The sequence below is a fragment of the Paenarthrobacter sp. TRD_SC_7 genome (genome assembly GCF_056156245.1).
In genome coordinates, this window is record NZ_CM149587.1 from 1292449 (window position 1) to 1311839 (window position 19391).

General features: G+C 63.4%; 19 protein-coding genes. 11 read left to right on the top strand and 8 right to left on the bottom strand.

The genetic code is table 11. The features are described 5' to 3' along the window. Window positions 1-78 precede the first annotated feature (78 nt). On the bottom strand, window positions 79-876 hold the full coding sequence (locus tag AC0J5Z_RS06455; RefSeq protein ID WP_475038279.1) for a DeoR/GlpR family DNA-binding transcription regulator: 798 nt from the start codon (window positions 874-876) through the stop codon (window positions 79-81). Window positions 877-1053: 177 nt separating this feature from the next. Continuing rightward, entirely contained in the window at window positions 1054-3099 is a 2046-nt protein-coding gene (acs, locus tag AC0J5Z_RS06460) for an acetate--CoA ligase (protein ID WP_475039603.1), read from the bottom strand. Window positions 3100-3571: 472 nt separating this feature from the next. Here acs and AC0J5Z_RS06465 point away from each other — a divergent pair, with 472 nt between their 5' ends. The 3 genes from AC0J5Z_RS06465 to AC0J5Z_RS06475 are packed head-to-tail and all read left to right on the top strand — an operon-like array spanning window position 3572 to window position 6518. Continuing rightward, on the top strand, window positions 3572-5038 hold the full coding sequence (locus tag AC0J5Z_RS06465; RefSeq protein WP_475038282.1) for a hypothetical protein: 1467 nt from the start codon (window positions 3572-3574) through the stop codon (window positions 5036-5038). An 11-nt stretch (window positions 5039-5049) separates the two neighbouring features. Beyond that, on the top strand, window positions 5050-5844 hold the full coding sequence (nth, locus tag AC0J5Z_RS06470; protein ID WP_475038284.1) for an endonuclease III: 795 nt from the start codon (window positions 5050-5052) through the stop codon (window positions 5842-5844). Beyond that, window positions 5841-6518, top strand: coding sequence for an NUDIX hydrolase (locus tag AC0J5Z_RS06475; RefSeq protein WP_475038287.1), 678 nt, complete (start codon window positions 5841-5843; stop codon window positions 6516-6518). The genes nth and AC0J5Z_RS06475 overlap by 4 nt, the downstream gene beginning before the upstream one ends. Window positions 6519-6556: 38 nt before the next feature. On the opposite strand, the gene AC0J5Z_RS06480 is transcribed toward AC0J5Z_RS06475, so the two are convergent. Together AC0J5Z_RS06480 and AC0J5Z_RS06485 are read right to left on the bottom strand one after the other, a co-directional pair. Next, a complete protein-coding gene (locus tag AC0J5Z_RS06480) occupies window positions 6557-6757 on the bottom strand; it encodes a YegP family protein (RefSeq protein ID WP_475038288.1) in 201 nt (66 codons plus the stop codon). A gap of 188 nt (window positions 6758-6945) precedes the next feature. Further along, window positions 6946-8637 (bottom strand): bifunctional 3'-5' exonuclease/DNA polymerase, encoded by a 1692-nt coding sequence (locus tag AC0J5Z_RS06485; RefSeq protein ID WP_475039605.1) that lies wholly within the window; start codon window positions 8635-8637, stop codon window positions 6946-6948. Window positions 8638-8811: 174 nt separating this feature from the next. On the opposite strand from AC0J5Z_RS06485, the gene ssd reads away from it, so the two are divergent. The 7 genes from ssd to AC0J5Z_RS06520 all read left to right on the top strand — a co-directional run bounded on the left by ssd (window position 8812) and on the right by AC0J5Z_RS06520 (window position 14041). Further along, entirely contained in the window at window positions 8812-9930 is a 1119-nt protein-coding gene (gene ssd / locus AC0J5Z_RS06490) for a septum site-determining protein Ssd (protein WP_475038289.1), read from the top strand. Next, window positions 9927-11252 (top strand): TadA family conjugal transfer-associated ATPase, encoded by a 1326-nt coding sequence (locus AC0J5Z_RS06495; protein ID WP_475038291.1) that lies wholly within the window; start codon window positions 9927-9929, stop codon window positions 11250-11252. The genes ssd and AC0J5Z_RS06495 overlap by 4 nt, the downstream gene beginning before the upstream one ends. Further along, complete coding sequence (locus AC0J5Z_RS06500) at window positions 11249-12046, top strand: type II secretion system F family protein (RefSeq protein WP_475038292.1); 798 nt, start codon at window positions 11249-11251, stop codon at window positions 12044-12046. The genes AC0J5Z_RS06495 and AC0J5Z_RS06500 overlap by 4 nt, the downstream gene beginning before the upstream one ends. Then, complete coding sequence (locus AC0J5Z_RS06505) at window positions 12046-12651, top strand: type II secretion system F family protein (RefSeq protein ID WP_475038293.1); 606 nt, start codon at window positions 12046-12048, stop codon at window positions 12649-12651. The genes AC0J5Z_RS06500 and AC0J5Z_RS06505 overlap by 1 nt, the downstream gene beginning before the upstream one ends. A gap of 237 nt (window positions 12652-12888) precedes the next feature. Beyond that, window positions 12889-13299: a DUF4244 domain-containing protein gene (locus AC0J5Z_RS06510; RefSeq protein ID WP_475038294.1), complete on the top strand. Its 411-nt coding sequence runs from the start codon at window positions 12889-12891 to the stop codon at window positions 13297-13299. Then, on the top strand, window positions 13296-13682 hold the full coding sequence (locus tag AC0J5Z_RS06515; RefSeq protein WP_475038296.1) for a TadE family type IV pilus minor pilin: 387 nt from the start codon (window positions 13296-13298) through the stop codon (window positions 13680-13682). Before AC0J5Z_RS06510 ends, AC0J5Z_RS06515 begins: the two co-directional genes overlap by 4 nt. A gap of 74 nt (window positions 13683-13756) precedes the next feature. Further along, entirely contained in the window at window positions 13757-14041 is a 285-nt protein-coding gene (locus AC0J5Z_RS06520) for an Rv3654c family TadE-like protein (protein ID WP_475039607.1), read from the top strand. 51 nt (window positions 14042-14092) lie between these two features. On the opposite strand, the gene AC0J5Z_RS06525 is transcribed toward AC0J5Z_RS06520, so the two are convergent. Both AC0J5Z_RS06525 and AC0J5Z_RS06530 read right to left on the bottom strand, forming a co-directional pair. Further along, entirely contained in the window at window positions 14093-16435 is a 2343-nt protein-coding gene (locus tag AC0J5Z_RS06525; protein WP_475038297.1) for a DEAD/DEAH box helicase, read from the bottom strand. 83 nt (window positions 16436-16518) lie between these two features. Then, window positions 16519-17211 (bottom strand): GNAT family N-acetyltransferase, encoded by a 693-nt coding sequence (locus AC0J5Z_RS06530; protein WP_475038298.1) that lies wholly within the window; start codon window positions 17209-17211, stop codon window positions 16519-16521. A 149-nt stretch (window positions 17212-17360) separates the two neighbouring features. Between AC0J5Z_RS06530 and trhO the strand changes: the two genes are divergently transcribed. Continuing rightward, on the top strand, window positions 17361-18257 hold the full coding sequence (trhO, locus tag AC0J5Z_RS06535) for an oxygen-dependent tRNA uridine(34) hydroxylase TrhO (RefSeq protein ID WP_475038299.1): 897 nt from the start codon (window positions 17361-17363) through the stop codon (window positions 18255-18257). 8 nt (window positions 18258-18265) lie between these two features. On the opposite strand, the gene AC0J5Z_RS06540 is transcribed toward trhO, so the two are convergent. Continuing rightward, a complete protein-coding gene (locus AC0J5Z_RS06540; RefSeq protein WP_475038301.1) occupies window positions 18266-18796 on the bottom strand; it encodes a hypothetical protein in 531 nt (176 codons plus the stop codon). A 63-nt stretch (window positions 18797-18859) separates the two neighbouring features. Beyond that, a complete protein-coding gene (locus AC0J5Z_RS06545) occupies window positions 18860-19303 on the bottom strand; it encodes a hypothetical protein (RefSeq protein ID WP_475038302.1) in 444 nt (147 codons plus the stop codon). Between the last annotated feature and the right edge of the window lie 88 nt (window positions 19304-19391).

The following is a 19391-nucleotide window of genomic DNA, read 5'->3' on the forward strand; positions in this document are numbered from 1 at the left end:
GCCTCCACCCAAGGTATGAGACCCAACTAAGTCGCAGTTGTGCGCGTTTTGAGTGCTCAGAACGCGCTCAACTGCGACCTACTTGGGTCCGGCCTCGGCGATCCGGAGTTTTGCAACGTTCTCGGCCAGCACGCGGCGGGCATCCTCGCCCAGGAGCGAATCCGTGATGAGCTCGTCCGCTTCTTCCAGCTGGGCGATCGAGGCAATGCCCACCACGCCCCACTTGCTGTGGTCTGCCAGGACAACGGTGCTTCGCGCGGACGTCATGAAGGCGCGGTTGGTTTCGGCTTCGAGCAGGTTTGGGGTTGTGAAACCGGCGTGGGCGTCCATGCCGTGGACTCCCAGGAACAGGACGTCCAAGTGGAGCTGCTTCAGCGAGGACGTAGCAATCGGTCCTACCAGTGCGTCCGACGGGGTTCGTTCGCCTCCGATCAGGATCACGGTGGACCCGAAACGCGCCGGGCCGGACGAGGAGCCGTGGTGGAAGAGATCTGCGATGCGCACAGAGTTGGTGACGACGGTGATGCGGGGCCCGTTGACGAGTTCCTTCGCCAGCGCCCACGTGGTGGTGCCGGCGCCAAGGCCGATCGCCATGCCTTCCTGGACGAGGGACGCGGCTTCCACCGCAATGGCGTGCTTCTCCGCGGTCAGCTGTGTGGACTTGAGCTCGAAGCCCGGCTCGTGGGTGCTCGCATCGCCGGGAAGCTTGGCTCCGCCGTGAATGCGCTCCACGCGGCCGGCTTCCTCAAGAGCCTCGATGTCGCGGCGCACGGTCATGGGGGAGACCCCCAGTAACTGTGCGAGGTCCGAGACCCGCACGACGCGTTCGCGCTGGACGGCGTCGATGATGGCGGAGTGGCGTGCTGCCTGAAGCATCAGGGCCTTTCTGGGGAACCTCGTCAAACATGGGGCGGAATCTGGCTCCAGTCTAGGACGGCGGGCTTCCTGAGCGCGGCAGGCCAAGCGCGGCGGCGTCACCCCTGCGTCGCGCAAGTCCTTAACGCACGACGGCGCCGCTCGCCTCGGGAGGGGAGCGGCGCCGTCGTGAACTATCTACTTGCGGAGGGACTCCGCGATTTGCTGCATGATGCCGGGGTCAGCCAGTGTGGTGGCGTCGCCGGTGTCGCGGCCTTCTGCGATGTCCTTGAGGAGGCGCCGGACGATCTTGCCGGAGCGCGTCTTGGGTAGTTCCGGGACGATGAGGAGCTGCTTGGGTTTGGCGATCGGGCCGATTTCCTTGCCCACGTGGTTGCGCAGTTCCAGGACGGTTTCGTCGCCGTTGTTCACGGCGTCACCGCGGAGGATGACGAACGCGACGACGGCTTGGCCGGTGGTCTCGTCAGCGGCACCCACCACGGCCGCTTCGGCGACGGACGGGTGCGAGACCAGCGCGGATTCGATCTCGGTGGTGGAAAGGCGGTGGCCGGAGACGTTCATGACGTCGTCCACGCGGCCCAGGAGCCAGACGTCGCCGTCTTCGTCCTTCTTGGCGCCGTCGCCTGCGAAGTACATGGCCTCGAAGCGGGACCAGTAGGTGTCCTTGAACCGCTCGGGGTCACCCCAGATGCCGCGGAGCATGGACGGCCATGGTTCGCGGACCACCAGGTAGCCGCCTTCGCCGTTGGCTACCGGTTGGCCGGCTTCGTCCACCACGTCCACGGCGATGCCGGGCAGCGGTACCTGCGCGGAACCGGGCTTGGTGGCGGTCACGCCGGGCAGCGGGGCGATCATCTGCGCGCCGGTTTCGGTTTGCCACCAGGTATCCACGATCGGGGCGGGGTGTTCCTTCTTCTCGCCGTTCTTGCCGGCGTTGGCGCCGATGACGTCGCGGTACCACATCCACGCTTCGGGGTTGATGGATTCGCCCACGGATCCCAGGACGCGGATGGAGGAGAGGTCGTACTTGTCCGGGATGTCCCGGCCCCACTTCATGAAGGTCCGGATCGCAGTCGGCGCGGTGTAGAGAATGGAGACTTTGTACTTCTCCACGATTTCCCACCAGCGGCCCTGGTGCGGGGAATCGGGGGTGCCTTCGTACATGACCTGCGTGGCGCCGTTGATGAGCGGAGCGTAGGTGACGTACGAGTGGCCGGTGACCCATCCGACGTCGGCGGTGCACCAGTACACATCCGTTTCCGGGTGGAGATCGAACACGGCCTTGTGCGTGTACGCGGCCTGCGTGAGGTAGCCGCCAGTGGTGTGCAGGATGCCCTTGGGCTTGCCGGTGGTGCCGGAGGTGTAGAGGATGAACAGCGGGTGTTCGGAGTCATGCCCGACGGCGGTGTGCTCGGTTGCCGCTTTATCTACCGTCTCGCTCCACCAGAGGTCGCGGCCCTCCACCCAGTTGACGTCCTCGCCGTTGCGCTTGACCACAACTACGTTCTGGACGGTGTGGCCCTCTTTGGACAGGGCTTCGTCCACTGCCGGCTTCAGGGCGCTGGGCTTGCCGCGGCGGTAGGTGCCGTCAGCGGTCACTACGAGCTTGGCTTCGGCGTCCTCAATGCGGGAGCGCAGGGCATCGGCGGAGAAGCCGCCGAACACCACCGAGTGCACGGCACCGATCCGCGCGCAGGCAAGGAGCGTGATGACGGCCTCAGGGATCATGGGCAGGTATACGGCCACGCGGTCACCCTTGGCAACACCGAGGGACTCGAAAGCGTTGGCAGCCTTCTTGACCTCTGCGGTCAGCTCCGCGTATGTATATGTGCGGGTGTCCCCGGGTTCGCCTTCAAAGTAGATGGCTACGCGGTCGCCCAGCCCGTTCTCCACGTGCCGGTCCAACGCGTTGTACGCCGCGTTGACTTCGCCGCCGACGAACCATTTGGCGAACGGCGGGTTGGACCAGTCCAATGCCTCGGTAAAGTCCTTGTCCCAGCTCAACAGCTCGCGGGCCTGCTTGGCCCAGAACGCGGGACGGTCCGCCTCCGCTTCTTTGTACGCGTCAGCGCTTGTTATCGCGTTTGCGGCGAACTCAGCTGACGGAGCAAACCTGCGGTTCTCGTGGAGGAGATTTTCTAGCGCCTCGACGTGTGGGGCCGGACCGTTGTGAGCCGTTGAAGCTGCAGCGGTGGCCGTGGATCCGGTGGTGTCCTGGGACATGGTGAACCTCATCATTCATCGATCTTTGCTGCGCGGAACCTGTCCGAGAGGTCCCCGCCCGGGCCGTCGTCGGCGTCGAACGCGTCCCTCATGGGTCCGCAAAGTGCTGTCCGGCATCAACACTATCGCCTCGAGGAGTCCTACGTGTGCGTCGTCACAAATGCGGCAGTGAGCGGCGCGGATTTAGCGACGAATGGCTGCCTGGGCGGTGGGGAACCGTTTACATGACGACGACGGCGGCCCTTACCCGCCGCCGCTGCCGGCGCGGTAACTGTAGGCCACTTTCTGTAAGGAACCTTGGAGTTTGCTGTGGGCGAAGCTGTATGCCCGTTTCAGCTAGAACCCTGTCAGTGGGGTGGCATAGGCTGAAGAAGTCTTGGGACGCATCTTCAAGCGTGTCCGGTTTTCCGCAGAATGTGCGGAAACCACCGGGCCGGACCGTCCAAGGCGCCGCCGTACGAAGGAGAAATAGATGAACCAGCTGAGCCCAGGCCCGCACGACTCACAGCCGACGGGACCGGACACCACGGCTGGAACGGCCACCCCTGCAGGTGGCAACGCTGTTGGAAATCCTGCGCCGGGTACGTCCGGAGTTCCTACTAAGAACGACGCTGCTGCTAAGGCTGTTAAGAACGACGCGGAAAAGTATGACGCCGTCGTCGGGCCTTTCACCGTCCGGGACCTTACTGTCTTCGGCTCCACGCTGCTGATGTTCATAGCGTCGCTTCTGCCGATGTTCGGGGCGCGCTACAACCTCTGGAACCTCGGAAACCTGTTCTTCCTGCTGCTGGGCATCATCCTGCCGTTGATCGTGGTGGCACTCTTCGTTGCCCGCAGGCTGCAGCCGGGAACAATCGTCCGCATTGGTTCGCTGTCCGTTGACCAGTTTGCGTCCGTCACGGCCTCTTTCGCCTTCCCCTTGTTCTTCCTGACCATTGCCAACTCGTTCAATGGCAGCGTTCTGCTGGGTTTGATCGGTTCTGTAGGCCTGCTGGCAGCGACGGTCCTGGCCCCGCATCTTCCTTGGCTTTCCGCTGATTTCAAGGGCCGCACTGAAACACCGGCGCACGTTGTTGCCCGCGAGGCAGCCGTGCCCACTCGCAAGCCGGCTGCTCCCAAACCGCCGAAAGCTCCCAAGCCGCCGAAGCCGTCCGCCCCAGCCGGTTCAACCCCCGGATTCCAGGGATCGACGCCCGGTTACCAGACTCCGGTGTCCCAGGCTTCTGGTACAGCAGCCCCCACTGGCGTTCCAGGCGCGGGGGCTCCCGGTGCGGGTGCCGCTACAGGCTCCAGTCCCTTCGCTCCTCCGGCCAGCTACGGAACCACGCCGTCGCCGGCAACAGAAGCCTCCGCCGTCGTGCATTCCGCTGACGCCAAGCCTGCGGACGGTATTGGCTCTGCAACCGCTGGCCCTGCGACCACCGGTGCTGCATCCGCTCCCGCTCCGTCCGGGGCAGGCGCTTCTCCCGCCACGTCTGAGCCTGAGAAGGCGGAATCCGCCAAAGAGTCGGAGGCAAAGGACCCGGCGGTGTCGGTGCCGGGTTCAACTTCCGGGCCCGCCACCACCCAGCATTCCGCGCAGCCCGCCACCACTCAGCATGCTGCGCAACCGGCCGCCCCGGCCCAGCAGTCGTGGGCTGCCACCATGGCAACGCCCATCGTCTCCGGTGATACGCGCAGGGTCAGCGATTCGATTGGCGCTACCGTGGACCCGGCCAACCGTCCGGACGACTCCGATTCCCCGCAGTATGAGGCCTTCTGGTTCGCCGTTGCCCAGCCAAGGACTGCCTACGACGAACACACCGGCGCAGCCGCCTTCACCATCGAACCCGGTGGATGGGTCCTGGCGCTCGAGGACCGCGGCCACGAATTCCTGGTCCAGGACACCGACGGCAAGGTTGGGGTTCTTCGGGAGCTCAGCAACATCGAACGCGGCTAAGCAGGGACTCCGTGGCCATCGCTGAAGCTGGTTCGCTGCTCGCGCTCAAACGCCGGGCACGCAAGATCAACAGGGTTCTCGCTGACAAGTATCCCTACGCGCATGCGGAGCTGGATTTCAGAAACCCCTTTGAGCTGGTGGTGGCCACGGTCCTTTCGGCCCAAACCACTGATGTGCTGGTCAACCAGGTCACCAAGATCCTGTTTGCCCGCTACCCGGACGCCCGCGCAATGGCTGAGGCGGATTCCCTTGAGCTGGAGACAATACTTCAGCCGACGGGCTTCTTCAGGGCGAAAGCGCGGAACGTGCTGGCGCTCAGCACTCGGCTTGTGGATGAGTACGACGGCGTCGTGCCGGGACGGCTTGAAGATCTGGTGACGCTCCCTGGCGTTGGACGCAAGACTGCAAACGTGGTTTTAGGTAATGCCTTCGGTGTTCCCGGGATAACGGTGGACACACACTTCGGTCGGCTTGCCCGCAGGTTTGGGTGGACGGCCTCAGATGATCCGGTGAAAATCGAGTTCGATGTCGCCGAACTGTTTGAACCCCGGGACTGGACCATGCTCTCGCACCGTGTTGTCTTCCACGGACGGAGGGTTTGCCATTCCAGGAAGCCGGCCTGTGGCGCCTGCCCTGTGGCGAGTCTCTGCCCGAGCTACGGCGAGGGCGAAACGGACCCCGTCAAGGCAGCCAAACTGTTGAAGTACGAGCTCGCTCCGGGAAACGAAGCTCTGCTGGAGAAGCTTCTGGCCGAGACACACAGGGCTGCGGAGATCCGCATGGAATCGCAAAGGAGGCCCGGGTGACCGCGCTTGAGGAACTGTCCGCACTGGTCACCCGCTTTGAAGACGGCCAGCAACAGCACTCGGCCCTCTGGGAGAAGCTTCCCGTCACGCCCGAAACCAACCGGGCTGCGGCAGTCCTGATGCTTTTCGGCGTGCTGGACAACATTCCTGCCGAATCGGGACGGCCTATCGCGCCGGCCGACCTCGATGTCCTGTTGCTTGAACGGGCGCACACCCTTGACGACCATCCGGGCCAAGTGGCGTTCCCGGGCGGCAGTGTGGATCCGGAGGATGAGTCGGTGGTGGGCGCAGCGCTTCGCGAAGCTGTGGAAGAGACGGGCCTGGACGCAAGTGGTGTCCGGGTTCTCGGAGTCATCCCTGAACTTGGCCTTATCCGGAGTAACTTCAGGGTGACGCCAGTGCTGGCGTGGTGGGATGCGCCGTCGCCCGTTCGCGTAGTGGACTACGCCGAATCTGCGCAGGTCTTCAGGGTGCCGGTGCGTGACCTCCTGGATCCCGTCAACCGCGTCACGGCCACCATCTCGCGGTTCGGCCGCACGTACACCAGCCCTGGATTCACGGTAAATGGGGTGTTGGTGTGGGGCTTCACTGGGATGGTCCTCAGCGGCCTCTTCGACGAACTGGGCTGGACCGTTCCCTGGGACAAGGACAAGCTGCGCGACATCGATCTTTGAGGCGACAACGACCGTTAACAGGTCTTGCCGGAGGTGGACTATGCAGCCTTGCGGGCAGCTGTAGAACGGTCCACGATCAGTCCGGTTGCGGCGTTTTCCCGCACGGCGTTGATCCCGGCAACCACGCCCTCGAGGTGCGTGAACGTGGGTGATTCGGCCACTATCGTTCCGTCGGCCGCTGTCAGCCGGAACCGGTATCCTTCGTCGTTGTCATTGAGAATCTCAAACCTGCCAGCCATCGAAATGCTTCCCCCTTAAGATGCTTCCTTGCACGTAGATGTGGACCGGCAAAACCATCCACATAGTGAAAGTATCCAGAACCGGGGACGATCTAAAGTTACTTCGCGGTACCCGTCATTGTCGGGTCATTCCGGCTCATCTGGCGAGATATGACTGGATAGTCCCGCGGCTTCCGGCTATGGTCCGGCTACTTCGCCTTGTCGTAAGAATCGACGACAGCGACACTCACCGGAAATTCCACAGGGATCCGCCCGAACATGAGTTCCTTCGCCGCTGTTGCCGCTTCTTCGATGGCCCGGATACAAGCGTCTACCGCGTGGTCGGGTGCGTGAACCATCACTTCGTCGTGCAGGAAGAAGACGAGTTCCCCGATAGGTGAGCCTTCGGCGCGCGAAGTCCTCAACCGCCGTCGTAATTCCGCCAGCCAGCACGCCGCCCATTCAGCAGCTGAGCCTTGGACTACGAAGTTGCGGGTGAAACGGCCCCTGGACCGGGCCAGGTTGTCAGCGCGGCGCTGTTCCTCGGCAGTGGTGGATTGTTGGCTCCGCAACCAACCAGCCGACGGTGGTGGGCTGCTCCGGCCCAGCCGCGTGGTGACTGTCCGGCCTGCTTCGCCCTCACGAGCAGCCTGCTCCACGAACCCGACGGCACGCGGGTAGGTGCGTGTGAGCTGGGGCATGAGTCTTCCCGACTCGCCCGTAGTTGCGCCGTAGATGGCTCCCAAGAGCGCAATTTTCGCCTTTGCACGGTCACCACCAAAGCCTTGGGCTGCGATGCCGGCGTAGAGGTCCTTGTCACGGGCTGCCTCGGCCATTTTCGTGTCCTGGGCCAGTGCCACGAGGACCCTCGGCTCCAGTTGTGATGCATCGGCGACGATGAGTTTGTGACCTGGATCCGCGTGGACCGCTGCCCGGATGTTGCGCGGGATTTGCAGTGCGCCGCCGCCCCGGGAAGCCCAGCGACCTGACACGACTCCGCCCACCACATACTCAGGGTGGAACCGCCCGTCACGCACCCACGCGTCCAGCCAGGACCAACCGTTGGCGGTGTGCAGGCGGGAGAGCTTCTTGTAGGCGAGCAGCGGCGGGATGGCAGGGTGTTTCGATTCCTGAAGCTCCCATTGCCGGGTGCTTTTCACCTCGATTCCGTTCCGGTGCAAGGCGCGCATGAGTTCCTGCGGGGAGTCAGGATTCAGGCTGGGGGAGTTGAGGATGCTCCTGAGCTCGGCGCAGAGAGCCTCAAGCGCCGACGGACGGTGCCCGAGCGGCGGCCGGGGACCCAAGACGTCGGCGAGGATCTGCTGATGCAGCTCTTCGCGCCAAGGGACGCCGGCGTGCTGCATCTCGACGGCGATGATGGCACAGGCTGATTCGGCGGCGAGGAGCAGCTGAAGTCGTTGCCTTTGCTGGTGTTCAGTGGAGACCTGGGAGACCGCGAGCTGCTGGGCTGCAAACTCCTTCTTGAGTTCAGCCAACCCGGCTTTGGGGCTGGACGGCGAAAGGTCCTCAAAGAGCGCGCCTTGATCCGCGGGCGGTGGAGGGGGCTGAAGGGCCCGCGGCGGTGTCGAGTCGTCGTCCTGGGTCAGCTTGACCGCATGCTTGGCGTAGTCCGTCTGGGCCGTGAATTCCGAGTGGGCCAAGATGGCCCCGCATAGCGCGAGATCATGGCAACGCTCCAGCTCTATGCCATGGGTCAGCAGTTCCGGATACCAGTCCTGGGCGCGATGCCACACCCAGCGGGGACGCTGGGTTTCGAATTCACGCACGACGCCGGGCAACTCGCCACGGGTGACGACGCGCGCGTCAGCGGTAGCTTTCCCCGCGGGGGAGATCCTTTGTATGGCTGCGCCTTCCTGGTGGGCGGCAAGCAGCAAATACATGGTGTCCATTCTGCCCTGCGCGGAGGTGTGCTGTGGTGCGTTGCTCTGGTCCGTTGCTCTAGCATGGCTCTGGCGTGGAGCGACTGCTCCTCCACAGCCACGGGCGCGCCATGTTGTGCACATACGGGCATTCGAGCCTTATTTGGCTCGGTCGATTCAACGAGTGTGGATGCCATGAGCAAGCGAGATCGTCGGCACAGGCAAACCAGCAAGCAAACAGCGCAAGGGGACCCGGACGCATCCTGGGTGCCGCGCGAAGCCGTCGGAATCCTGCTTGTTTCCGGCGACCCCTACCTTCAGGAAGAGGCCAAACGGATAGTCGCAGCCGCAGGTGGAAGTCTGAGAACGGCTGTGGACGTGACGGAAGCCGTCCACGGGTGGGACAACGCCGACGTCGTTTTGGTGGGCAGCGATATCCGTGAGTTGCCGCCGAGGCGAAGGGCTCCCACAGTTTTGCTCGGCAAAGCCTCTGAAGGTGACGGGCTATGGCGCTTAGCCGCTGCGCTGGGAGCTGAGCGGGTCGCCGTCCTTCCCGAGGCAGCCGCATGGCTGGCTGAACACCTCAGCATGTCCGGTTCTCCCGACCCCGGAGGCACGGTCATGGGAATCATTGGTGGCAGCGGCGGGGCGGGAGCTACCACCACCGCAATCTGGCTTGCCCAAGCTGCGGCCGGGCATGGCGTCAACACTGTGCTCATCGATGGCGATCGCTGGGGTGGAGGCCTTGAACTGGCGGTAACGGCCGACGAGATTCCCGGCCTGCGGTGGCCGGACTTCGCCGAAACCCGCGGTAGCATTGATCCCTCCCAGTTCCGGGACTCACTGCCGGTGGCCGGGGGCTTCGCCTACCTGTCATGGCCGGGAACCCGGGAACCGGTCCAAGTCCCCACGGCCGGCGCTGTAGCTGCCGTGGTTGACGCCGCACGCCGGAGCTTCGAACTCATTCTGGTGGACCTCGGACGCAGTGGGGAAGGACTCGGGACGCTCGCGTGGGACTGCGACAAGATCTTACTGTTGACCAAGGCCCACCTCAAATCCGCAGTGGCGGCCGCGCGCGTCCTCAACGAGCTTCCACCCATCGACGCCGGACTCCTGGTCCGCGGTACAGGCGCAACGTCCGTGGACGCTCCACTGATCGCCGAGTCACTGGGGTTGCCGCTGCTGGGCGTCCTCCCCGAGATGCGTGGCGTAGCAGCCGGCACCGAATGTGGACGATTGCTGGAACTCGGACGCCGAAAGCCGGTCAGCCGTTTCGCCGGTTCTGTACTGGAGTTGAACGGCGCCATCCAATGAGCCGTTTCGCCGAGGATACCCGCCGCCGGCAGGGCCGCAGGCTGGACTCCGTTCTTCTTGAAACTGTCAGGGAATCAGTGCTCGCAGGGAACGGGCCCGTAACACCGTCTACGGTTGCAGCAGCTGTGCAGGCAAGTGGCAGGTTACTGGGTACTGCCGGAGCGATGGAAGCCGCGGAGTCCATCAACGCGGAACTGAACGGGCTGGGACCCCTTCAGCAACTCGCCCAGGATCCTGCTGTCACGGACATCTTCGTCAACGGCCCTGACTCAGTCTGGATGGACCGAGGGAACGGCCTGGAACGTTCATCAGTTCGCTTCGACACGGAACAACAGATCAGGTCGCTGGCCGTCCGCTTGGTTTCAGCCGGGGGCAGGCGGTTGGACGACGGTTCCCCCTGCGTGGACGTTCGGCTCAATGGCGGCTATCGGGTGCATGCAGTCCTCGCGCCGATATCAACAGCAGGGACACTGTTGTCCATCCGCATCCGCCGGGAAGAGGTTTTTACTCTCGCGGAGTTGAGGGAACGTGGCATGTTTTCGGAGCACGTCGAGTCGGTTCTCCGCGCCATCATGGCGCACAAACTAAGTTTCCTCATCAGCGGTGCCACGGGCTCAGGGAAGACAACCCTGCTTTCCACCATGCTCGGGCTGAGTCATCCGGCGGAGCGGTTGGTGCTCATAGAAGACGCCGCCGAGCTCAACCCTGTCCACCCGCATGTGGTGACGCTGGAATCGCGTCACGGAAACCTTGAGGGTGGAGGGGTGCTGGACCTCGGAGAACTGGTCCGCCAAGCACTGCGCATGCGGCCGGACAGACTGATAGTAGGAGAATGCCGCGGCGCTGAAGTCCGCGAATTGTTGACTGCACTCAACACTGGCCACACTGGCGGCGGTGGCACCATCCACGCCAACACAGCTGAGGCCGTGCCGGCACGATTGGTGGCCCTCGGCGCCTTGGCAGGTTTGAACGCCGAAGCCGTCCGGTTGCAGGTCTCCAGTGCCTTGGACGTCGTGATTCACGTGGACAGAACCCAGTCGGGACGGAAAGTGGCATCCATCGGTGTAGTGGCCGATACCCGGGAGGGCCAGAAAGTGGTGCCAGCCCTCCGCTGGAGCTCGTCAGGAATGACACACGGGCCAGCGTGGTCCGAACTTGCCGTCCGGCTTTCCCTGGCGCCGCTTGAAATGGACGACTTGACACAACAAACCGATCTGCCACCACAAGACGATCTGCCACAACACAGGGCCTCGCTGGCGACCAATCCGACATCAAGCGGGTCACTTCGCCCGGGGATGCAACGTTTCGGGGACCGCCAATGATCGGGGCGTTCGTCCTCATTGCGGCACTTGCGGCATGGTTGCAGCTCAGGGGCCAACGGGCCGGCAGCCGAAGAATTCGGACGAGTCTTGGGGATCCGGAAGGCCGGATGGGGGCCACCATGGCTCGCGTGGCGCTGTGGCCCGGGCGTCCACGGCGGCACAGGCGGACTGAGCCATTGTCGCTGGTAGTGCTGGTGCAACAGCTCGCGGCACTCCTGCGCGGTGGGCGGAGTACGTCCAGGCTGTGGGAAGAGCTATGGATTGTCCATGGTTCACGGCAGATCGCGGACGGTGGGACGGCCCAAGCAGCGGAGAAGGGGAACGCCGGGCTGTCCCACGAGTCGCTGGAAGTTCTGGCGGCAGCGCGGGCCGCTTCCACCCTGGGAAATTCTCCAGCTGAAGCCATCCGTGGCACCGCAGCAAAGGCATATCCGCGACGCGGAAGTCCTGAACGCCGCGTGTGGATGGAACTGGCAGCATGCCTGGACATCGCGGAAACCAGCGGCTGTCCGCTAGCCGACCTCCTCACCCGTTTTGCAGCCCAATTGGAAGCCGAAGAAGACTCCGAAGCCGCACGTCAGACGGCGCTCGCAGGGCCCAAGGCTACCGTTCGGCTGTTGTCGTGGCTCCCGGTTTTCGGACTGGTCCTGGGGATGGCATTGGGCGTGGATCCATTGGGGATCTTGCTGAACAACTTCATGGGTGTTGCCACCTTTGCGGCTGGACTCCTCCTGACGGCGGCCGGCCGGGTTTGGTCCTCGCGGCTGGTCGCGTCTGCGGCTGAAGGCCACTGATGTCCGGAGCTCCGTTGGTGTTGATGATCGCTGTGTTGGCGCTGGCCGCATTCCTCAGCTTCGCCTCACCAACGCGGATAAAGACGCAGTTGCGGCAGTTGAGTCCTCGGGGCAGGGATTCTGAAGCGCCGCAGGAGTCGTCAATATCAACCCACGTTGACCCACTAGCGGACGGGCTCCGCGATACGGCAATGATGCTTGAGCTGGTGGCCTCGATGCTCGACGCCGGAGCTGGAATTGGGCGGGCCCTGGAACTTATCGCACAGTGTGCCTCACCCCCGGTCAGACAATCACTCCGACCCGTTGTTGCCGCACTGGCCATTGGCGCCGACTGGGAGTCTGCCTGGCGGACGCCCGTCAGGCATGCGCCCGAAGTAGTCCGCCTCAAGGATGCTCTGGCATTCGCAGCCCTGACCGGTGCGCCGTCTGCCTCCATCCTCTATGCACAGGCCGCGAGGGAACGGCGCGAGCAGTTTCGGGCCGCGGAGAAGCGAGCCGCTGCTCTCGGCGTAAAGCTTGTGGTTCCTTTGGGCCTCTGCTCCTTGCCGGCCTTTATCTGCCTCGGCATCGTCCCCGTTCTGATCGCCATGCTTCCCTCTGGCTGAACGGGGAGCAGTTCCTGAAACGCGGAGAACGCGCTTCAGAAGCGCCCGGTATGCCTAGTGCCGGGTAGCTTCGTGCTTATGTCCGTGTGTTGTCCGCGGCTACAACCTTTCCTCCACATCCAGCCGGAGAGGAGGGGTTATCCACTTGCAGGAATCGTCTTCTTCCGGGCAACCCCAAGCCACGGAAGAGTCGATTCTGTCGGCAGTTCCGCTGGCACTTCTTGAGAGGAACCCCCTGTGAAAACTACCCTTCCTGACATTTTCTGTGATCTGCCCCGGGATCGTCCGGCTCCTGTTGAAGACCCGAGGGTTCCTTCCGGAGAACCGGCGACAACCCAGCAGTACGAGCTCTCCGAGTACGAGCTTGAACATAATGACCTCGAGCGATTCGATCTCGAGGACGAACTCGGGCAGTTCGAACTGGGATTCGACGATCTTGAGGATTTCGAGGACAGGCAACTCGCTGACGATGGCTTCTGGGCAAGGACAAGGCTGATCGGCTCTGAGGCGGGCATGGCCACTGCCGAATACGCCATAGCTACCCTCGCTGCTGTTGGGCTCGCGGGCCTGCTTGTAGTCATCCTTCGGAGCGAGGAGGTCCGCGGCTTCCTGCTCACCCTTATCCGTACGGCCTTGTCCTTGCCATGACGCAGGTGCCGCCTGCTCGCGGGAGAACGTCCCGGAACGAGACGGAACGGGGCGCTGTCACTGCCGAGTTCGCAGTCGCCTTGCCGGCCGTTGTGCTGCTCCTGGCATTCCTGCTGGCAGGCGGCGCCGCAGGTATCACCCAACTCCGGCTGGAGGAAGCGGCGAGGGCGGGCGCCCGGGCATCAGCCCGGGGTGAGACCTCCGGTTCAGTGGCAGTGATCGTCAAGCGGCTCGCCGGTGACGGCGTCAGCTCGTCGCTGACCGACGACGGCGAATGGCTGACCGTGACAGCTTCGTCACCAGTAGGCGGAACCTTGGGCCCGCTTATCCCGTGGACACTGACAGCCTCGGCGTCGGCGCGGGCAGAATCGGGCACCCCGTGAAGAAGGTCCGGGCGGATCCCCAGCATGAACGCGGTGCTGGAACCGTGCTCGCCCTGACATTGGGAGCGGTGGTGATGGCGCTGCTTCTTGGGCTGCTCCTCCTGGCGCAGGCGGGGTCGATGGCATCCCGGGCCGCGTCGGCGGCTGACCTCGCAGCGCTGGCCGCAGCAGATGCTGCCCGCGGCCTTACCTCCGGGGAACCCTGTGCTGTGGCATCAGGCGTGGCCGGAAAGCACGATGCGAAGCTCACGTCCTGCACGGTAGCCGGCGGGGACGTGGTCGAGGTAAGCACCGAACTGGCGCAGCCCTTCCAGTGGGGCGTTGCCACTGGCCGAGCACGTGCGGGCCCTCCTCCGTAAGCGGCCAAATCGGACGGCTTAGTGCAGGACGGGCCGGGTTCCAGACGGTGCCTAGCTGGCGTCCTTCAGTAAGACGCCCAGGAGTGTGATGGCGGCTGCCTTGTCCAACGGGTTGTTCTTGTTGCCGCATTTAGGGGACTGAACACAGGACGGACAGCCGGCATCACACTCGCAGGCCTTGATTGCCTCCCGGGTGGCTGTCAGCCATATCTTGGCCTTCTCAAAGCCCCGCTCAGCGAATCCGGCACCACCGGGATGGCCGTCGTAAACGAAGATCGTTGGCACCCCGGTGTCGGCATGAAGGGCGGTGGAGACGCCACCGATGTCCCAGCGGTCACTGGATGCCACCAGGGGGAGGAGCCCAATGGCAGCATGTTCAGCGGCATGCAGCGCCCCGGGGAATTCCGCTTCCACCAGTCCGGCTCCGTGCAGGGAACGGTTGTCCACCACAAACCAGACGGCCTTGGTAAACAGGTCCCGGGCTCCCAGATCGAGGGGTTCCTCACCGAGGATCTCATTTGAGATCAATGCCTTGCGCTGGAAGGAGACCACTTGGGTGGTCACTTTGACGTCGCCGAAGTGCACGGTGATATCACCCCACTGGACCGAGCGCGAGGTTTCAAGGACTTCGATCTGGGTCACATCCCGTGCCGTGGTGTAGAAGTCCGGGTTTACCCGACGCACCATGACGCAGTGATCGGCTTCGTTGAGGTCTTCCACCAGGTAACTCTCGCCCTGGTGGACGTAGATGGCGCCCGTGTGGGCTTGATAGTGGGTTTGTGGTGAGTCCATGGTTCCGAGGAGGGACCCCGTCTCGGCATCCACGATGCTGACGGGCCCACCCCCGTCTGCACGGAGGTTCACCATCCCGGCAGCACTCTCCGGGTGGGTCCAGAACCACCCCGCAGGTCGCTTTCGGAGGTAACCCTGGATGACCAAACGATCAAGAAGGCCCTCGGCTGTGGGGCCGAAGAGGTCGAGCTCCGCTGGCCCGATCGGCAACTCGGCTGCCGCCGCGCACAGGTGTGGGCCAAGGACGTAGGGGTTGCCCGGATCGAAGACAGTGGCTTCCACGGAAACATCAAAGATGGCTTCCGGGTGGTTCACCAGATAGGTATCCAGGGGATCGTCGCTGGCCACAAAAGCGGCAATGGCATCCTGCCCTGCACGCCCCGCGCGGCCGATCTGCTGAAAGAGCGAGGCCCGTGTGCCAGGCCACCCGGCCACCAGCACGGCATCAAGTCCCGAGATGTCTATTCCAAGTTCCAAAGCGGACGTGCTTGAGACCCCCAGCAGCTGGCCGGACCTTAGAGCCTGCTCCAAGGCCCGCCGTTCCTCGGGCAAATACCCGGACCGGTAAGCGGCCACCCGCCCGGGGAGACTTGGATCCACCTCGTCCAGCAGTCTCTTGGTGATGGATGCTATGGACTCGGCGCCGCGACGCGACTTGATGAACGCGATGGTCCTTACACGCGAGGAAACGAGGTTGGCCAGGATGTCCGCAGTTTCAGCTACGGCCGTCCTCCGCTGTTTGGCACCGTTCTCGCCTTTGACGTCCGTCAGGGCGGGCTCCCAGAACGCCACCGTGGTGGAACCGTGTGGGGAGCAGTCTTCGGAAACTTCCCGCACGGGAGCGCCGATGAGCCGCCCAAAGGAAACCCCGGGATCGGAAGCAGTGGCGGAAGCGGCAATGAATACCGGCTCAGGGAAGGAGGTCCCCGCGCCGTAGTAAGCGCAAATCCGGCGGAGGCGCCGCATCAAGTTGGCCACGTGCGAGCCGAAGACACCGCGGTAACTATGTGCTTCATCCACGATGACGTAGCGCAACCGTCGGAAGAACCGGGCCCACCACGTGTGGTTGGGAAGGATACCGAAGTGCAGCATGTCCGGATTGGCCAGGATGAAATTGGCGTGGTCACGGATCCAGCGCCGAGACGAGACGTCAGTGTCGCCGTCGTAAGTTTCTGCACGGACCGTAGGCAATTTCAGCGAGCGGATCGCTGCGAGCTGGTCTGCTGCCAGGGCCTTGGTAGGGGACAGATAGAGCGTGACTGCGCCGTCGTCGTGGATCTTGCCGGGATCGGACAGGACACGCAGCTCGGAACGGTGTATCGCGTCCAACGCGGGCAGCTGGTAGGCAAGCGACTTTCCGGAGGCAGTTCCGGTGGCGATGACAACGTGCTGCCCGGAATGGGCGAGGTCTGCCGCCTGGATCTGGTGCCGGTATGGTTCGTGGATGCCGAGGGTGCCGTACGCTGCCACCACATCCGGGTGGACCCAGCTGGGCCAGGGCTCGTTGACCGCTTTTCGGGCCGGGATGGTGTGGACATGGCGCAACTGCTCCGGGTCCGGCGTCCGGCCCAGCAAGGAGATCAGTGAATTTGGTGCAGCCACCGAATCATTCTGTCACTGTGCGGGCACGCCGACGGCAGCACCCTGGAGCGCCGCCGCGGGGCTTGGCTGTTAATCGGGAGTTTCTACGCTCCTGACAGATCCGATCCTTCGGCACCACTGGACATCATGAGGACATGGCACACCACGTCCCATCCCAGATGGGAGTAGAGCTTTTGGCCGTCCAGCGATGCCAGGAGCAGACCGTTTTCCACATCGTGCGCGAAAGCTTGGGCCGCGAGGGCCTTCATTATGAAGCTGCCCAGTCCACGGCGCTGAAAATCAGGTTCGGTGACAATCTTGTCGAAGACGGCTGTGCCATTGACTACGTAGACCCGGCCGCTGGCAGCAACCCGTTCGCCGGAGTGGACCACAGCGTGATGGACGCCGTTCGATTCGGAGGTAGCGAGCTCCAAGTCGTCGTCAGGGAGCCACGGATCTTCGGAATCCTGGGTTTCCATGTCCACGATCATCATGGTCTGGGACGCGGACGTCACGGTGAGTCCACGCTGTTCAGCGAGATATTTGTACCGCTGGACGTCGTTGGTGAGGACCGTAAGGATCCGGTTTGGGGATTCTGCGGTCTTGTCCGCCAGGGCGGCGAACTCTTCGTCGGAAGGGTCATGGGCGAAATACTCCCAATCACCGGTTTTGTCGGCGCGAAGTGCGGCAGGGAAGCGTCCCTCTTGGCGTGATTCATAGCCGCGGCAGCCGGACCAACCGGCTACCCAGACTTCCAAGAGGTGCGCAATGTCTTCAACCAAGGCGTCTGGACTCATGTAGAGAGAGTATGCCAGCACCCCGTGAAGCAACAGGGCCACGTCAGCCCGGGGATGGTTGCTTATGGAATTGTGACTTCCCGCCGGCCGCTCCACCCGGAAAGAACGCCAGCGCGAACGGATTTTACTGCACCAAGTACCCTTTAACAGTGGCTTTGAACCGAATTGTGCTCTTCTATGGCTTTACCCCGATCGCCGACCCCGACGCCGTGCGTCTGTGGCAGCGTGCCCTGTGCGAAAAGCTGGGCCTCACCGGCAGGATCCTCATCTCAAAGGACGGCATCAACGCCACGGTGGGCGGCGAGCTCAACAACATGAAGCAGTACGTGAAGACCACTCGTGAATACAAGGGGTTTCATGACATCGACTTCAAGTGGTCCGAAGGAAGCGCCGCAGATTTCCCGCGCCTCAGCGTCAAGGTTCGCGATGAGATCGTGTCGTTCGGTGCGCCAGGTGAGCTGAAGGTCGACGCTAACGGCGTGGTGGGCGGCGGGAAGCACCTCCAACCTGAAGAACTTCACGCGCTGGTGGATGCCAAGAAGTCCAGTGGCGAAGACGTGGTGTTCTTCGATGGCCGGAACGCGTTCGAAGCGCAGATCGGCAAGTTCAAGGATGCGATCGTTCCTGACGTGGACACCACCCACGATTTCATCAAGGAACTCGATTCGGGCAAATACGACGACCTCAAGGACAAGCCCGTTGTCACCTACTGCACCGGCGGAATCCGCTGCGAAGTGCTGTCCAGCCTGATGGTCAACAGAGGCTTCAAAGAGGTGTACCAGTTGGACGGCGGGATCGTCCGCTATGGCGAGACGTTCAAGGACAAAGGCCTCTGGGAAGGCTCCCTCTACGTCTTCGACAAGCGCATGCACGTCGAGTTCAGCGAGGACGCCAAGACCATCGGTGAGTGCGTCCGCTGTGCTGCTCCCACCAACAAATTCGAGAACTGCTCAAACCTTAGTTGCCGTACTTTGACCTTGTACTGCGAGGAATGTGCCTCCAGCCCGGACACGCTCCGTTGCCCTGGAGGCTGCGAAGCGGCCTGATACCTGAGTCAGAGCCGGCTCACTCGATAGGCGAAGTTGGCATCCGACCTGGCTCCGACCGTGATGGAAAGGATGGCGTCCTTTTCCAGCTGGACCACGCTCACACGCGCGTTGGCGCACCCCAGAGTCAGGTCCACCAGTTCGGCCTCGCCCACTTTGACCGAAAAAGTCACCCGGCGGGTGCCACGGCAGGCCAGCGTCACCGCATACGTCCCACCCGGCAATTGCACTGTTTGCTCAGACCTGGACTCGCCGGGGTTGAGGTAGCCGCTGCTTGAGTAGAACGACTGCCCCTGGGACTCGGGCAAGGCCGACTTCGCCCACTCTTCGAGCGCCTCGCCAGTGACAGTCTCCTCCAGGGCTGGATCAGGCGGAAGAACCACATTGCCTGATGTTGAGGTGGGGCTGGCGTCCGGCCTTCCGTCCTCGTCATAGGTGTATTCGCACGCCGTCAGGCTGCCGCCCAGCACAATAAGGATTACGACGGCGGCTCTCGCCAGCCGATGTGGAATCACCGAGCGAGCTGCCTTGCTGCCCATGCACTGACTTTACGCCCGTACAGCCACGGGCCAAAGAGCTATCAGGGCAAGTACGCGCCCGGACTAGGCGGCTGCAGGAACCACGTGGTAGGCGAAGATCAGCGGAGCGTCGACGCTGCTCGTTGAGATGGTGAGAGGACCGGGGCCGGGCACTTTGATCTTCACCACATCGAGGCTGCCATTGCATGCTGCAGCCGCGTCCGCGATCTTGTTGCCGCCCGAAGAAACCGCGAAGTACGCCTTGCCGCCCCCATCGCACGCCATGGTGAGCGTGTAGCTTCCGGCAGGGACGCTGGGCGATTCCTTGACCAACGGGTTCCGGTTAAGGATCTTGCCGGAGTCCTCCAACACCACGCCGCTCGCCGCGGGGAGGACCTTTTCCTTCCAGGCAGGAACGTCCGCATCTTCGATGTTGACCGGTGCCTGGCAGCCGCAGACTCCCAGCAGTGCCGCGGCGGTGATGGCAACAAGGCCCGCACGGCGCCTTGTGGAGGAGAAGTTGAGCATGAATCCAACGCTACCGGGTTCCAGCAGGGGCCTTTGTCCAACTGGCGCGGCTGTCCACCCATCGCGATTGTCCACATAGCGCAGGTCC

Coding starts and splice junctions, on each gene's coding strand:
- AC0J5Z_RS06480 (WP_475038288.1), bottom strand. CDS start 6,757: ATGGCTGGCAGGTTTGAGATTCTCAATGACAACGACGAAGGATACCGG.
- AC0J5Z_RS06520 (WP_475039607.1), top strand. CDS start 13,757: ATGGCGCTGCTTCTTGGGCTGCTCCTCCTGGCGCAGGCGGGGTCGATG.
- AC0J5Z_RS06505 (WP_475038293.1), top strand. CDS start 12,046: ATGTCCGGAGCTCCGTTGGTGTTGATGATCGCTGTGTTGGCGCTGGCC.
- AC0J5Z_RS06465 (WP_475038282.1), top strand. CDS start 3,572: ATGAACCAGCTGAGCCCAGGCCCGCACGACTCACAGCCGACGGGACCG.
- AC0J5Z_RS06485 (WP_475039605.1), bottom strand. CDS start 8,637: ATGTATTTGCTGCTTGCCGCCCACCAGGAAGGCGCAGCCATACAAAGG.
- AC0J5Z_RS06545 (WP_475038302.1), bottom strand. CDS start 19,303: ATGCTCAACTTCTCCTCCACAAGGCGCCGTGCGGGCCTTGTTGCCATC.
- ssd (WP_475038289.1), top strand. CDS start 8,812: ATGAGCAAGCGAGATCGTCGGCACAGGCAAACCAGCAAGCAAACAGCG.
- AC0J5Z_RS06515 (WP_475038296.1), top strand. CDS start 13,296: ATGACGCAGGTGCCGCCTGCTCGCGGGAGAACGTCCCGGAACGAGACG.
- AC0J5Z_RS06530 (WP_475038298.1), bottom strand. CDS start 17,211: ATGAGTCCAGACGCCTTGGTTGAAGACATTGCGCACCTCTTGGAAGTC.
- AC0J5Z_RS06455 (WP_475038279.1), bottom strand. CDS start 876: ATGCTTCAGGCAGCACGCCACTCCGCCATCATCGACGCCGTCCAGCGC.
- AC0J5Z_RS06540 (WP_475038301.1), bottom strand. CDS start 18,796: ATGGGCAGCAAGGCAGCTCGCTCGGTGATTCCACATCGGCTGGCGAGA.
- acs (WP_475039603.1), bottom strand. CDS start 3,099: ATGTCCCAGGACACCACCGGATCCACGGCCACCGCTGCAGCTTCAACG.
- AC0J5Z_RS06495 (WP_475038291.1), top strand. CDS start 9,927: ATGAGCCGTTTCGCCGAGGATACCCGCCGCCGGCAGGGCCGCAGGCTG.
- AC0J5Z_RS06500 (WP_475038292.1), top strand. CDS start 11,249: ATGATCGGGGCGTTCGTCCTCATTGCGGCACTTGCGGCATGGTTGCAG.